This is a genomic window from Streptomyces cirratus (assembly GCF_014650775.1).
In the GTDB taxonomy this organism is placed as follows: Bacteria; Actinomycetota; Actinomycetes; order Streptomycetales; family Streptomycetaceae; genus Streptomyces; species Streptomyces cirratus.
The window spans coordinates 1-14,516 of record NZ_BMVP01000019.1; the positions used below are offsets into that span (position 1 = coordinate 1).

The window sequence follows — 14,516 nt, forward strand, 5'->3', positions numbered from 1 at the left end:
GAAAGCATTACCAACCAGCACAACAAGCAACCCGGCGAACCTTCCCGGTCACAGCACTAGGGGGTGTCCGGCGCCCGTCGGCGCAGCCGGCAGCGGGCCGGGCCGTCCGCGCGCAGGGTGATGCCGACGCCGACTGGCACCTCGTGGTCAACGGCCTCGAACTCGTACTCCCGCAGCATCACCGCGAGCGCGATCACCGACTCCAGCATGGAGAAGTGCTGCCCGATGCAGGCGCGCGGTCCGCCGCCGAAGGGGAACCAGGCGTAGCGCGGGCGGGCGGCCTCCGCCTCGGGGGTGAACCGGTCCGGGTCGAAACGCTCGGCGTCGGGCCAGTAGGCCGGGTGGCGGTGCGTGACCCAGGGCGCGAGGATCACGTTGGCGCCGGCCGGGACGCTCAGTCCGCCGATCTGGCTCGCGGCCACGGCGCGGCGGCCGATCACCGGGGCCGCGGGGTAGAGCCGCATCGCCTCCTTGAGCACCTGGGTGAGGTACGGCAGCCGGTCGAGGTCGGCGGCCTCCGGCTCCCGGTCGCCCAGCACGCGGGAGATCTCCTCGTGGGCCCGCTGCTGCTGCTCGGGGTGACGGGCCAGCAGGTGCAGGGTGAAGGCCAGGGAGGTGGCGGTCGTCTCGTGACCGGCGAGCAGGAAGACCAGCACCTGGTCGCGCAGCTCGGCGGCGTCGAAGGCGGCGTCGTCGGCGCTCTGCGCGGCGGCGAGCAGCGTCAGCAGATCCTCGCCGGTCCGGCCGTCGGCACCGTCCTCGCCGTCCCGGCCGTCCCGCCGCTCGGCGATGATCCGGTCGCAGACCGCGTACAGCTCCTCCATCGCGGCCGCCGCCCGCCGGTTGCCCGGCGTGGGCCAGCTGCGCGGGATGTTGGCGGGGGAGTAGCCGCGCCGCAGCACGTACTCGGTGATGACGGGGAAGGACCGGTCGATGACGTCGACGGTGGCGTCCACATCGGTGCCGAACAGGATCCTGGCCACCGCGCGCAGGGCGAGGCGCATCATCTCGGCGGAGACGTCGACGACCCCGTCCGCGGCCTTCCCCCAGGCGTCGAGCGTCGCCCGGGTCTCGGAGACGACGGCGCTCGCGTAACCGTCCACCCGGCGGCGGGTGAACAGTGGCTGGACCAGTCGGCGCTGGCGCAGGTACTCCTCGTCCTGGCTGGTCAGCAGGCCGTTGCCGAGGGACTCCCGGACCTCCTGGTAGAAGGGGTTGTCCTTGCGGAAGTTGGCCGATTCCGATGCCAGCACCTGCTGCGCGCCCTCCGCGGAGAAGACGCAGTACAGCTCGGTACGCAGCCCGGGCGGCCCGGCGCTGACGCGCACGACGTCCCCGTGGCGCTGCTGGGCGCGCAGGTAGGTGCCGAGCGAATCCGAGGTCAGGTCGAACAACGACCCCAGCAACGGCGCCCCGGCCAGCACCGGGACCTCCGTACCCGCCCGTGTCCCCGTCGTACTGTCCACTGCCATGTCCGCCCCCCAGACCTCGTCCCGAACCCCCGAGTCTGCCCCTCCCCCCGCCCACCCGCCTCCCCCCACTGGCCGAATCCCGCCCCGTCCGGCGCCCGAAGACCATCAGTGCGGGCCGTCGGCCCTCCGGGCAGGCGCCGGTGCCCGAACTGCGAGCGGCGTCGCGCTCATGCGGTCTTCTCCTTCGCGGCGCGCTGGGCCGGGACGGTGCGGTCGTTTTGCAGCTCGAGGAGTTCGCGGAAGAGCCCGGTGGTCTTGGACAGCTCGTCGAAGGTGCCTTCCTGGACGACCCGGCCGTGGTCGAGAACGACGATGCGGTCCGCGACGGCGACATTGGCGAGGCGGTGAGTGACCAGGACCACGGCGCGGTCACGGGCGGCGTGACGCAAGTTGGTGAAGATGCGGTGCTCGGCGCGGGGGTCCAGGGCGGAGGTGGGTTCGTCGAGGACGAGGAGGGCGGCGGGGCGGTAGAAGGCGCGGGCCAGGGCGACGCGCTGCCACTGGCCGCCGGAGAGTTCGGCGCCGTTGAGCCACTCGCGGGCGAGGAGGGTGGACAGACCGGCGCGGAGTTCTCGTACGACTTCGTCGGCACCGGCCGCGGCGGCGGCTTCCCAGACGTCGTTCTCGTCGTCACTGCGGGGCTGCCCGAGGGTGATGTTGTCGCGGGCGGTCATCGGCCAGCAGGAGAAGTCCTGGGGTACGAGTGCGACGTGCTTCCAGGCCGCCTGGGGGTCGAGCGCGGTCGTGGGGTGGCCGTCCCAGGTGACGGTGCCGGTGGTGGGGAGGTGGAGGCGGGTCAGGAGCTTGGAGAGGGTGCTCTTGCCGGATCCGTTCTCGCCGACCAGGGCGACGATCTCGCCGGTGCGGACGGTGAAGTCGATGCCGTCGAGGGCGTTCTTGTCGGCGCCTTCGTAGCGGTACACGAGGTTGTGGGTGCGGATGTCCTTCGGGGGGCCGGGGATGACGTCGCCGGCGGCGAGGCGGTAGTCGCCGGTCTCCTCCAGGAACCTCGACCAGTCGTCCATGTACATGCCGGTGCGGAAGATCATGGCTGCGTTGCGGACGACGCCCTGGACGGAGCCGGTGACGGTGCGCAGCGCGAGGACGGCGGTTCCCGCCGCGGCGACGGTGAGGTGGCCGCTGGCGAGGAGGGCGACGAGGACGCCCCAGACGACCGCGGAGGCGAGGCCGCCGCCGAGGGCGCCGAGGAAGGCCATGCGGGCGCCTTCGGTGACGGCCTCGCGGTGGACGGCGGTGACCCGGTTGGTGAGTTTGCGGTACTTGCCGAGGAGGAACGGCGCCATCGTGCCGGCGCGGATCTGGTCGGCCGAGTGCCGGTCGGCGAGGTGCCAGCGCAGGACGCCGATCATGCGGCTGTGGCCGGTCATCTTGACGGCGGCGACGTAGGTGACGCGGGCGCTGTGCACCTGGGCGACGCCCTGGGGGAGGCTGGCGAGGACGAGGAACGGCAGGAGCAGGGGGTGGAGGGTTCCGAGGACGACCGCGCCGGCGAGGAGGGAGACGAGCGCGGCGAGGAGGTCCTGGCCCTCTTCGATGATGTCCTTGGAGACGACCGCGCCGCGTTCGGCGTTGTCCCAGCGGTCCTTGAAGCCGGGACTGTCGTAGGCGGCGAGTTCGCTGCCGGTGGCCGCGCCGAGAAGCATCAGCTCGTACTCCTGCTGGAGCAGGGGTGTGATGCGGGAGGTCAGCCACGTGATGGCGATGTAGAGGGTGGCCCGTACGCCGGCCGCTGCGGCGAGCACGGCGACGGAAGGCCACGCCTCCCACAGCCTGTCGGTGATGTTCCCGGAGGAGATGAGCGCGGTGATCGTGGAGGTGGTCGCGAAGAGGCCCATGGCCGCCGCGATGCCGGAAACGACCTGACAGACCAGGAGCCCGGCCACCGAGGCCCGGTCGACGCGCCAGGCGATCGACAGCGACCGCTTCATCAGGTGCGGCAGGCGCCGGGCCATGTGACGTAGCGTGATGTACTTCGCCGCCTCCCAGCGGGAGTCGCCGTCCCACGCGAAGTCGATCTCTTCGTCCGCCTGTTTTCCGCTGTCCTTACTGGTCATCGGATGCGCCTCCGTGAGTGGTGAGGAGCGTCAAGACTCGGTCCGGAACGGGCGGTTCGGAAGACCTGCGCCCGGCGATCACTCGAAGGTGTCACCGGGCGCAGTCATGCGTGGCAGGGGCCCCGACTAGGGGTTCTTCGGGGCCGACAGCGAGGCGTAGGGGACCGACGTGAGACCGGAGACGTACTGGTCGATCCCGTAGCGGTCCGACCCCTCGGCGTTCGCCGAGAGGCGGCCCTTGGAGTTGAACGGGGAGATCAGGAACGTGATGCCGCTCGTCGTCTTGTCGAACCAGCGGGCCGAACTCATGTAGCGGGGTCTGCGCGTCACGTTGATGATGTTGTTGTTGTGGCGAATCCGCGCATGGTGTAAGACGTATTCGTAGCAGGGGGCGGCCGAGCAGTCGAAGAACCTCTCCGACTTCTGACGCCACGAGTAGATCGGGTTGACGAACTCGGGGCCGATCTTTCCGCGGTCCCCTCTCATGAAGATGACGCTCATGGCCGCCGAGACGAGGTCGTACCGCGCGTCCGTGGGGATCTGGACCACTCGCTCCGTGGTGAAGTCCGTTCCTGCGGCCATCCAGGCGCCTTCCGGGATGACCGGTCCGGTGTCGATGACCCGCGCAGCCGTGGGCTGGACGTGGAGTTCCGTGTCCAGCCCGCTCTCCGTGTCCGCCCGCCACTTGTCCCGGTCGAGCTCGCTCTTCTTCGCGTCGAAGACGGATTCCCGCCCCCACACCCAATAGATGCTGTTGGCGACATAACCCGGAACGGCCCCCTCGTTCTTCACGTGGAGCTTCACCGGAAGATAGGTCAGGGGGAGTTCCGGATCCGGTCTCGGCGTCCCGAAGGTCGCCTCGGTCTTGACGTGGACGAGCGCGGCATGGGGCTGGTAGACGGCCGAGTAGGCGAAGTTGGCCGAGGCCAGCAGGGCGGTGGCGGTCACGCCCGCCGTGAAGCTCTTCGGATAGGGGATGCCCTTCCAGGCCCGTGCCCGCCAGATCGTCCACGCCGCCCACAGCGACCAGAGGGAGAGGGCGAGGAACACCGGCAGGTACGGCGTCCACTCCCTCTCCTGGAACCACACGGCCAGCAGCAGGCCCTGCGTCGCCACCGCGATGAGTACGCCCGCCACCACCGTCGCGCCCGAGTACCGCAGCGTCCGCTTCCCCCAGAAGTCGAACACCGCGACCGCCGCGACGGCCTGCACGGCTCCCGAGAGCACGAGCAGCACTCCGGTCAGACGTCCCGAGAAGGTCAGCGCCCCCAGCGCGTCCACGATGCCGATGTCGGCGAGCAGGAGCGCGCAGACGAGCAGCCCGGCGGCCAGCAGCGCGATCGTGGCGCGGCGGCGGCCCGCGCGGCCGGGCCAGGAGGTGCTGTCCGCCCCGCGCCAGGACACGGCGGCCCGGTCGTCCAGGTCCATGTCGCCCGGCAGCCCCGCGCGGCGCAGCTGCCTGCGCAGATCACGCTGCGACCAGGCGCTGCCCGCCGGTGCGCCGTCGATGGTGACCTGACGCAGACCGCGCTCGTCGGGCGCCTGCACCACCACCCTGCGCCTGGTCATGCCCCCAGGCTCACTTGTCCGCCGCAGGAGCGCACCCGGGGTTGCTCCGATCGCCCCTGCGGTCTGCCCTTAGATGTCGCGGAAGATCTCGATCTGTGCGCCGACCGAGTTGAGGCGTTCCGCCAGTTCCTCGTAGCCGCGGTTGATGACGTAGACGTTGCGCAGGACCGAGGTACCCTCGGCGGCCATCATGGCCAGGAGGACGACCACCGCCGGGCGGAGGGCGGGCGGGCACATCATTTCCGCCGCGCGCCAGCGGGTGGGGCCCTCGACCAGGACGCGGTGGGGGTCCAGGAGCTGGAGGCGGCCGCCGAGGCGGTTGAGGTCGGTCAGGTAGATGGCCCGGTTGTCGTACACCCAGTCGTGGATCAGGGTCTGGCCCTGGGCGGTGGCGGCGATGGCCGCGAAGAACGGGACGTTGTCGATGTTCAGCCCGGGGAACGGCATCGGGTGGATCTTGTCGATCGGGGCTTCGAGCTTCGACGGGCGGACCGTCAGGTCGACCAGGCGGGTGCGGCCGTTGTCGGCGGTGTACTCCGGGGAGCGGTCGTGGTCGAGGCCCATCTCCTCCAGGACCGCCAGCTCGATCTCCATGAACTCGATCGGCACCCGGCGGATGGTCAGCTCGGACTCGGTGACCACGGCCGCGGCCAGCAGGCTCATCGCCTCGACCGGGTCCTCGGAGGGGGAGTAGTCCACGTCGACGTCGATGTTCGGGACGCCGTGGACGGTGAGGGTGGTGGTGCCGATGCCCTCGACCTTGACGCCCAGGGTCTCCAGGAAGAAGCAGAGGTCCTGGACCATGTAGTTGGAGGAGGCGTTGCGGATGACGGAGACACCGTCGTGCCGGGCGGCGGCCAGCAGTGCGTTCTCGGTGACCGTGTCCCCGCGCTCGGTCAGGACGATCGGGCGGTCGGGGCAGACGCCGGCGGCGACCTGGGCGTGGTAGATGCCCTCGGTCGCGGTGATCTCCAGACCGAAGCGGCGCAGGGCGATCATGTGCGGCTCGATGGTGCGGGTGCCGAGGTCGCAGCCGCCGGCGTAGGGCAGCCGGAACTGGTCCATCCGGTGCAGCAGCGGACCCAGGAACATGATGATGCTGCGCGTCCGGCGCGCCGCGTCCGCGTCCATGGCGTCCATGTCCAGACGGGCCGGCGGGACGATCTCCAGGTCCACGCCGTCGTTGATCCAGCGGGTGCGGACACCGATGGAGTTCAGGACTTCCAGGAGGCGGTAGACCTCCTCGATGCGGGCGACGCGCCGCAGCACCGTTCGGCCCTTGTTGAGCAGCGAGGCGCAGAGCAGCGCGACGCACGCGTTCTTGCTCGTCTTGACGTCGATGGCACCGGAGAGGCGGCGGCCGCCGACGACCCGCAGGTGCATGGGTCCGGCGTAGCCCAGAGAGACGATTTCGCTGTCGAGGGCCTCGCCGATTCGGGCGATCATCTCAAGGCTGATGTTCTGGTTGCCGCGTTCGATCCGGTTGACGGCGCTCTGGCTGGTGCCGAGCGCGTCGGCGAGCTGACTCTGTGTCCAGCCCCGGTGCTGACGGGCGTCACGGATGAGCTTGCCGATGCGTACGAGGTAGTCGTCTGCCATGGGTGCACCGTATCTCAGATATGAGATGGGGGCCGAACGGGGTGTGGCGGACGGGTGTTGCCCACCGTGGCGCGGGAGGCCGGTCGGCTGACCCCGGGTCAGCCGACCGGCGCCGCGTGCCCGGTGCGCGCTCAGTGCCCGCAGGCGTGGTGCCGGCCGCCGTGGACCGCCGCGTACGAGGCCGGCCGCGGGGCCGACCGCGCCCGTTCGGCGCGGGCCGAAGCCGCCCGGCCCGACGTGGACTCCGCGTCGTGCACGACGCGCCCGCCGACCAGGGTCATGCGTACGCCCGTGTCGCTTATGTCGGACACCGGGCAGCGGGTCACGTCCCGGTCGAGCAGCACCAGGTCGGCCGCCTTGCCCGCCTCCACCGTGCCGGTCAGCTGCTCCTGGCGCAACTGCCAGGCGGTGCCCGCGGTGTGCATCCGCAAGGCCGAGTCCCGGCTCAGGCCCTCCAGCTCCCGGTACAGCCCGCCCTCGCCGAAGGCGCCCTGCCGGTCGATCGCCGTCCGCAGCTGGTTCCACACCTGTAGGACGTCCACCGGCCAGTCGGAGCCGCCCGTCAGCCGTGCGCCCGCCTTCTCGATGCTCCGTGCCGGGTACATCCAACGGTGGCGGCGGGGCCCGATGTAGGGCAGCAGCGCCTCCATCGTCCACGTGTCGCGTGAGGCCCACTGGAGCTGCATGCAGACGGCGACGCCGAGCCGCGCGAAACGGGGCAGATCGGCCGGATCCACTATCTGGAGGTGGGCGATCGCATTGCGCGCGTCCCGATGCCCCGTCACCCGTCTGGCGTACTCGTATCCGTCCAAAGCGGTACGGACCGCCCGGTCGCCCAGGCCGTGGGCGTGCATCTGCCAGCCGGCCGCGTTGAAGGCCGCGGTCAGCCGGCCGTAGTCCGCCGCCGAGGTGTACAGCTCCCCGCGGTTCGAGGTCGGTTTGCCCGCTCCGTCCAGGTACGGCTCCAGCAGCGCCGCCGTTTGCGCCGGGTACTCGATGACCCCGTCCAGGAACACCTTCACCATCCCGAACCGGAGTCCCCGTACCCCCTCGAACTCCCGCCGCAGCCCCCGGGCGTACGCCAGCGAGGCCGCCGGGTCCTTCGCCTGCTCCGCCTCCAGCCGGATGGCGGGCACGATCCGCTGCGGCAGCCTCCCCGCCGCCGACAGCGCCCGGTACAGCTCCAGCTCGTGCCGGCCGACCAGGGCGTCCATCATGGTCGTGACCCCGGAGGCCGCCGCCAGCTCCAGCACCTTCGCGCAGGCCGCCACCAGTTCGGCCGTGGACGGCTCCGGCAGGTGCCGCTTCACCAGGGCCTGGGCGTCGTCCTTGAGTACGCCCGTGGGCTTGCCGTCGGCCCCCTTGACCACCTTGCCGCCGACCGGGTCGGGGGTGGCCGCGGTGATCCCGGCGATGTCGAGGGCCCGCTGGTTGGCCCACAGGTTGTGCCCGTCCCCGCCGACCAGCACGACGGGGCGCCGCGTGCGCAGCGCGTCGAGCATCGTGTGGTGCGGACTGGTCCCCGTGGGCAGCAGCCCGACCGGGTTCCAGTCCTCGACGACCAGCCAGCCGTCGGGCTCCGAGGCCGGCCCGCCGGTGTCCGCGAGGAACCCGGTCAACAGGGCGGTGAGTTCCGCCACGGTGGTCTCCGCGCTCGCCAGCGAAGGGCGCAGCGACCGTTCCCCGGCGCCCAGCGGGTGGACGTGCCCGTCGTGGATGCCGCTCATCACGGTGTTGCCGCGGGCGTCGACCACCTCGGTGTCCCGGCCCACGTGCCTGCGTACGCAGGCGTTCGAACCGGTGGCCAGGATCTTGCCGTCCCGGCCAACCGCGACGGCCTCCACCGGCGCGCCGCCCGACCTGCCCGTGAACACGCGGGCGTTGTGGAGCACCAGGGCGGCGGAGCCCCGGCCCCCGGAAGGCCCGGAGGAGGCCGACGCGGCGCCCGCGCCCAGCAGCGTCGCGGCCGAAGCGGCTCCGGCGGAGGCGAGGAGTCCTCGTCGGGACAGGGGGGAAGGGGTCATGGCCACTCCAGACATCGGTAAGGCGGCTGCGGTGCGGTGCCGGCACGTGGCGTGGACACTGGGTGATTAACCCGTTAACCAGAACCCGCCCCGGGCAACGGATTCCGCACCCCGCCGCACTCGCCCGCCCGCACTCCCCGCCCCCGCACCCCGCCCGTACCATGACCCCGTGCCCGGCCCCGGACCGACCATCGCCGACATCGCGCGCGCCGCGGAGGTCTCCACCGCGACCGTCTCGCACGCCCTCAACGGCACCGGCCGGCTCGCCGACGGCACCCGCCGCCGCGTCCGCGAGGTGGCGGCCGGCCTCGGTTACGGCTCCCGGCGCGGGCCCCGCACCCGCACCCTCGGGCTGGCGGTGACCACGTACGCCGGCTCCGCCTGGGACTTCGTCGGCATCGCCTACTACTCCCGGCTGCTGACCGCCGCGACCTCCGCCGCCCACGCCCACGGCTACGCCCTGACCACCCTGCCCGCCGACCGCGGCGGCGAGCCGCTGTGGCACACCCTCGCCGTCGACGGGATGCTGCTGCTCGACAGCCCGGCCGGGGACCCCGTGCTGCGCGCCCTGCGAGCCCGCGGCCTGCCGTTGGTCTTCGACGGCCGCCCGGCGGACCCGTGGCCCTCGGACATATGGGTGGACAACGACCACGCGACCACCACCCGAGAGGTACTCGACCACCTCGCGACCTCCGGGGCCCGGCGCGTCGCGCTGCAGTCCGGATACGGCCGGGAGTTCTACACCGGGGCCGTCACCTCCGCCTACGAACAGTGGTGCGCGCGGCGCGGCGCGGACCCGCTGGTGATCCCCTTCGATCCGGATGACCGTGCAGGTCACGCCTTCGACGGGGCTTTCGGCGCGCCCGTCCGGCCCGACGCCGTCTACTGCGTGTACGACCCGGGCGGCCGGCAGGCGCTGGCCGCCGCCGCGCGCCACGGCATCCGCACGCCCCACGACCTCCTGCTGGTCTGCGCCAGCGAGGATCCGTCGTACGCCCGCAATGATCCGCCCGTGACCACCGTCACCCTGGAGCCGGAGCGGATCGCCGTCCGGGCGGTGTCCGCACTGGTGGCACTGATCGAATCCGGGCAAGCGGAACCGCCCGGCCAGCTGACGGTGCCGGCAGGACTGAGGGTGCGCGCCTCGTCCCTTCCCCCGGACATGTACTAGAGTTATCTCGACATCGAGATATCTGCCGAAGGCGTACCGCAGCCGCCCCCGCTAGTAAGGGTTACCTAACTTAGCCCTACCTTAGCGGAATGGCCATGGGGCGTGGCGGCAGGATGCGGTTATACGCGCGAAATCATGCATGAAGGAGACTGTCGTGTCGGCGAACAGCTTCGACGCCCGCAGCACGCTGCAGGTGGGCGACGAGTCGTACGAGATCTTCCGGCTGGACAAGGTCGAGGGCGCGGCCCGCCTTCCCTACAGCCTGAAGGTCCTGCTGGAGAACCTGCTCCGTACCGAGGACGGCGCGAACATCACCGCCGACCACATCCGGTCCCTCGGCAACTGGGACTCGCAGGCGCAGCCCAGCGAGGAGATCCAGTTCACGCCGGCCCGTGTGATCATGCAGGACTTCACCGGCGTCCCCTGCGTCGTCGACCTCGCCACCATGCGCGAGGCCGTGAAGGCCCTCGGCGGCGACGCGTCGAAGATCAACCCCCTGGCCCCGGCCGAGCTGGTCATCGACCACTCGGTCATCGCCGACAAGTTCGGCACCAACGACGCGTTCGCCCAGAACGTGGAGCTGGAGTACGGCCGCAACAAGGAGCGCTACCAGTTCCTGCGCTGGGGCCAGACCGCGTTCGACGAGTTCAAGGTCGTCCCCCCGGGCACCGGCATCGTCCACCAGGTCAACATCGAGCACCTGGCCCGCACGGTCATGGTCCGCGGCGGCCAGGCCTACCCCGACACCCTCGTCGGCACCGACTCGCACACCACCATGGTCAACGGCCTGGGCGTGCTGGGCTGGGGCGTCGGCGGCATCGAGGCCGAGGCCGCGATGCTCGGCCAGCCGGTCTCCATGCTGATCCCGCGCGTCGTCGGCTTCAAGCTGACCGGCGAGCTGCCGACCGGCACCACCGCCACCGACCTCGTGCTGACCATCACCGAGATGCTGCGCAAGCACGGCGTCGTCGGCAAGTTCGTCGAGTTCTACGGTGAGGGCGTCGCCGCCACCTCCCTCGCGAACCGCGCCACCATCGGCAACATGTCGCCGGAGTTCGGCTCGACCGCCGCGATCTTCCCGATCGACGACGAGACGCTGAAGTACCTGCGCCTGACCGGCCGCGACGCCCAGCAGGTCGCGCTCGTCGAGGCGTACGCCAAGGAGCAGGGTCTGTGGCTGGACCCGGCCGCCGAGCCCGACTTCTCCGAGAAGCTGGAGCTCGACCTCTCCACGGTCGTCCCCTCCATCGCCGGCCCGAAGCGCCCGCAGGACCGCATCGTCCTCGCGAACGCCGCCGAGCAGTTCGCCGTCGACGTGCGCAACTACGTCAGCGACGACGAGGAGGCCGGCAAGGAGTCCTTCCCGGCGTCCGACGCCCCGGCGTCCGCCGACGGTGTGCCGACCAAGCCGACCCTGGTCACGCTGGCCGACGGCACCTCGTTCGAGATCGACCACGGCGCCGTCACCGTCGCCGCGATCACCTCCTGCACCAACACCTCGAACCCCTACGTCATGGTCGCCGCGGCGCTCGTGGCGAAGAAGGCGGCCGAGAAGGGCCTGACCCGCAAGCCGTGGGTCAAGACCACCCTGGCCCCGGGCTCGAAGGTCGTCACCGACTACTTCGACAAGGCCGGCCTGACGCCGTACCTGGACAAGCTGGGCTTCAACCTGGTCGGCTACGGCTGCACCACCTGCATCGGCAACTCCGGTCCGCTGGACGAGGAGATCTCGAAGGCGATCAACGAGGCCGACCTCGCGGTCACCTCGGTGCTCTCGGGCAACCGCAACTTCGAGGGCCGCATCAACCCCGACGTCAAGATGAACTACCTGGCCTCCCCGCCGCTGGTCGTCGCGTACGCCATCGCGGGCTCCATGAAGGTGGACATCACCAAGGACGCGATCGGCATCGACACCGAGGGCAAGCCGGTCTACCTCCAGGACATCTGGCCCTCCGAGGCCGAGGTCAACGACGTCGTGGCGAACGCCATCGGCGAGGACATGTTCAACAAGTCCTACCAGGACGTCTTCGCGGGCGACGCCCAGTGGCAGGCGCTGTCCATCCCGACCGGCAACACGTTCGAGTGGGACCCGCAGTCCACCTACGTCCGCAAGCCCCCCTACTTCGAGGGCATGACGATGGAGACCACCCCGGTCTCCGACATCACCGGCGCCCGCGTGCTGGCGAAGCTGGGCGACTCGGTCACCACCGACCACATCTCCCCGGCCGGTGCGATCAAGGCCGACACCCCGGCCGGCAAGTACCTCACGGAGCACGGCGTCGAGCGCCGCGACTTCAACTCCTACGGTTCCCGCCGCGGAAACCACGAGGTCATGATCCGCGGTACGTTCGCCAACATCCGCCTGCGCAACCAGATCGCGCCGGGCACCGAGGGCGGCTTCACCCGCGACTTCACCGTCGAGGGCGCGCCGGTCTCCTTCATCTACGACGCCTCGCAGAACTACCAGGCCGCCGGCATCCCGCTGGTCATCCTGGCGGGCAAGGAGTACGGCTCGGGCTCGTCCCGCGACTGGGCGGCCAAGGGCACCGCGCTCCTCGGCGTCAAGGCCGTCATCGCCGAGTCCTACGAGCGCATCCACCGCTCGAACCTGATCGGCATGGGCGTGCTCCCGCTGCAGTTCCCCGAGGGCGCCTCGGCGGCCGCGCTGGGCCTCACCGGCGAGGAGACCTTCTCCTTCACCGGTGTGGAGGAGCTGAACAACGGCACCACCCCGCGCACCGTCAAGGTGACCACCGACACCGGTGTGGAGTTCGACGCGGTCGTGCGCATCGACACGCCCGGTGAGGCGGACTACTACCGCAACGGCGGCATCATGCAGTACGTGCTGCGCAACCTGATCCGCGGCTGAGTCCCCCAGCGGCACCCGAGGGCCGTATCCCCGTCAAGGGGGTACGGCCCTTCCGCTTTTTCCGGGCCCGGGACAGGTTTCGGGGAGGTCTCAACTCGGAAAAGCTGACAGACAACAGTGTGCATGATCTTGCTCACACGAGCGGAAGTGGACTATACCTGTGGCCGTCCGGATCACCGCGTTACGAGCGGCAACGGACCGGGGGACGGCGGGGGACCGGCGATGATGTCCGTATGCGCGGTGACCGTCGCGATTTCCGGCCTCCTTCACACTTCTGACGAAGGCGAGGACAAGAGCATGGGATCCACTGGTGAGGGCTTCGGCCGCCGTGACCTGATCAAGCGCTCCGCGGCACTGGGACTGATCTCGGTACCCACGATGAGCTTCCTGTCCGCCTGCGCCTCCGGCGGCGACACCACGACGAAGGGCCCCGCGAAGGGGGCCGTCTCCAAGGAGAACCCCTTCGGCGTGGCCAAGGGCGGCAAGATGGACGTCGTCGTCTTCAAGGGCGGCTTCGGCGACGACTACGCCAAGGCGTGGGAAGCCGCCTTCGACAAGAAGTGGGGCACCACCAGCACCCACCTCGGCACCCAGGAGATCACCGGCAAGCTCCAGCCGCGCTTCAACGGTGGCAACCCGCCGGACGTCATCGACGACTCGGGCGCCCAGCAGATCAAGGTCGACGTCCTCGCCAAGGGCGGCCAGCTCGCCGACCTCACCCAGGTCCTCGACGCGCCCTCCCTGGACGACCCGGCCAAGAAGGTCCGGGACATGCTGATCCCCGGCACCGTGGAACAGGGCACCCAGGGCGGCAAGTTCGTCGCCCTGTACTACGTCTACACCGTCTTCGGCTTCTGGTACTCCGGCAAGCTCTTCAAGGAGAAGGGCTGGAGCGAGCCCAAGACCTGGGACGAGTTCCTGGCGGTCTGCGCGAAGGCCAAGGAAGCCGGCATCGGCGGCCTCGCCCACCAGGGGAAGTACCCGTACTACATCAACGTCGTCATCATGGACCTGATCGCCAAGAAGGGCGGCCTGGACGCGATGAAGGCGATCGACAACCTCGAACCGAACGCCTTCGAGGGCAACCCCGCCGCCCTCGCGGCGGTCGAGGCGGTGTACGAGGTCGTCGAGAAGGGCCTGCTGATGCCGGGCACCAACGGCCTCACCCACACGGAGTCCCAGACGGCCTGGAACCAGTACAAGGCCGCCTTCATCCCCTCCGGCTCCTGGCTGGAGAACGAGCAGCTCAAGCAGACCCCGGAGGACTTCGACATGAAGTTCCTGCCGGTCCCGGTGCTCGCCGACAGCAAGCTGCCCTTCGAGGCCATCCGGGCGGGGGCGGGCGAACCCTTCATCGTTCCCGAGAAGGCCGCCAACAAGGCCGGAGGCCTGGAGTTCCTGCGCTCGATGCTGTCACGCGAATGGTCGACCGTCTTCGCCCAGCAGGCCAACTCCCTCACCGTCGTCAAGGACGGCGTGGACCCCGGCGTCAAGCTGCGCCCGGGCACGCAGTCCGCGGTGGCGGCGGTCAAGGCGGCCGGGACCAACACCTTCAACTACCTGTACCCCGACTGGTACAGCGAGATGGACACCGAGATCCAGAACGCGTCCAATGAGCTGATGGCCCAGCGGATCCAGCCAAAGGAATGGATCAAGCGGGCCCAGGCTGCGGTAGACAAGGCTGCCAAGGACCCGAACGCGAAGAACAACCGCCGCAGCTGACGTCACGGACGGGAC

At 70.3% G+C, this 14,516-nt stretch carries 8 protein-coding genes; 3 read left to right on the forward strand and 5 right to left on the reverse strand.

The window, feature by feature from the left end:
* Positions 1-56 precede the first annotated feature (56 nt).
* The 5 genes from IE207_RS29330 to IE207_RS29350 form a co-directional block, all read right to left on the reverse strand.
* Positions 57-1,472: a cytochrome P450 gene (locus IE207_RS29330; RefSeq protein ID WP_190187351.1), complete on the reverse strand. Its 1,416-nt coding sequence runs from the start codon at positions 1,470-1,472 to the stop codon at positions 57-59.
* A 167-nt stretch (positions 1,473-1,639) separates the two neighbouring features.
* Positions 1,640-3,547, reverse strand: a complete 1,908-nt coding sequence (locus IE207_RS29335) for an ABC transporter ATP-binding protein (RefSeq protein ID WP_190187352.1) — start codon at positions 3,545-3,547, stop codon at positions 1,640-1,642.
* A 126-nt stretch (positions 3,548-3,673) separates the two neighbouring features.
* A complete protein-coding gene (locus tag IE207_RS29340; RefSeq protein ID WP_190187353.1) occupies positions 3,674-5,116 on the reverse strand; it encodes a hypothetical protein in 1,443 nt (480 codons plus the stop codon).
* A gap of 69 nt (positions 5,117-5,185) precedes the next feature.
* A complete protein-coding gene (locus IE207_RS29345) occupies positions 5,186-6,715 on the reverse strand; it encodes a helix-turn-helix domain-containing protein (RefSeq protein ID WP_190187354.1) in 1,530 nt (509 codons plus the stop codon).
* A gap of 131 nt (positions 6,716-6,846) precedes the next feature.
* Positions 6,847-8,739 carry an amidohydrolase gene (locus IE207_RS29350; RefSeq protein WP_190187355.1) on the reverse strand — a complete coding sequence of 631 codons (1,893 nt, stop codon included), beginning with the start codon at positions 8,737-8,739 and terminating at the stop codon, positions 6,847-6,849.
* Positions 8,740-8,908: 169 nt separating this feature from the next.
* Between IE207_RS29350 and IE207_RS29355 the strand changes: the two genes are divergently transcribed.
* The 3 genes from IE207_RS29355 (at position 8,909) to ngcE (ending at position 14,501) form a co-directional block, all read left to right on the forward strand.
* Positions 8,909-9,910 carry a LacI family DNA-binding transcriptional regulator gene (locus tag IE207_RS29355; RefSeq protein WP_190187356.1) on the forward strand — a complete coding sequence of 334 codons (1,002 nt, stop codon included), beginning with the start codon at positions 8,909-8,911 and terminating at the stop codon, positions 9,908-9,910.
* 154 nt (positions 9,911-10,064) lie between these two features.
* Positions 10,065-12,779, forward strand: coding sequence for an aconitate hydratase AcnA (gene acnA / locus IE207_RS29360; protein WP_308433682.1), 2,715 nt, complete (start codon positions 10,065-10,067; stop codon positions 12,777-12,779).
* 297 nt (positions 12,780-13,076) lie between these two features.
* Positions 13,077-14,501, forward strand: coding sequence for an N-acetylglucosamine/diacetylchitobiose ABC transporter substrate-binding protein (gene ngcE / locus IE207_RS29365; RefSeq protein WP_190187358.1), 1,425 nt, complete (start codon positions 13,077-13,079; stop codon positions 14,499-14,501).
* Positions 14,502-14,516: the final 15 nt, after the last annotated feature.

Excerpts from the sequence above, each read along its gene's own strand:
- IE207_RS29340 (WP_190187353.1), bottom strand. The coding sequence starts at position 5,116 with ATGACCAGGCGCAGGGTGGTGGTGCAGGCGCCCGACGAGCGCGGTCTG.
- IE207_RS29335 (WP_190187352.1), bottom strand. The coding sequence starts at position 3,547 with ATGACCAGTAAGGACAGCGGAAAACAGGCGGACGAAGAGATCGACTTC.
- IE207_RS29350 (WP_190187355.1), bottom strand. The coding sequence starts at position 8,739 with ATGACCCCTTCCCCCCTGTCCCGACGAGGACTCCTCGCCTCCGCCGGA.
- ngcE (WP_190187358.1), top strand. The coding sequence starts at position 13,077 with ATGGGATCCACTGGTGAGGGCTTCGGCCGCCGTGACCTGATCAAGCGC.
- IE207_RS29330 (WP_190187351.1), bottom strand. The coding sequence starts at position 1,472 with ATGGCAGTGGACAGTACGACGGGGACACGGGCGGGTACGGAGGTCCCG.
- IE207_RS29345 (WP_190187354.1), bottom strand. The coding sequence starts at position 6,715 with ATGGCAGACGACTACCTCGTACGCATCGGCAAGCTCATCCGTGACGCC.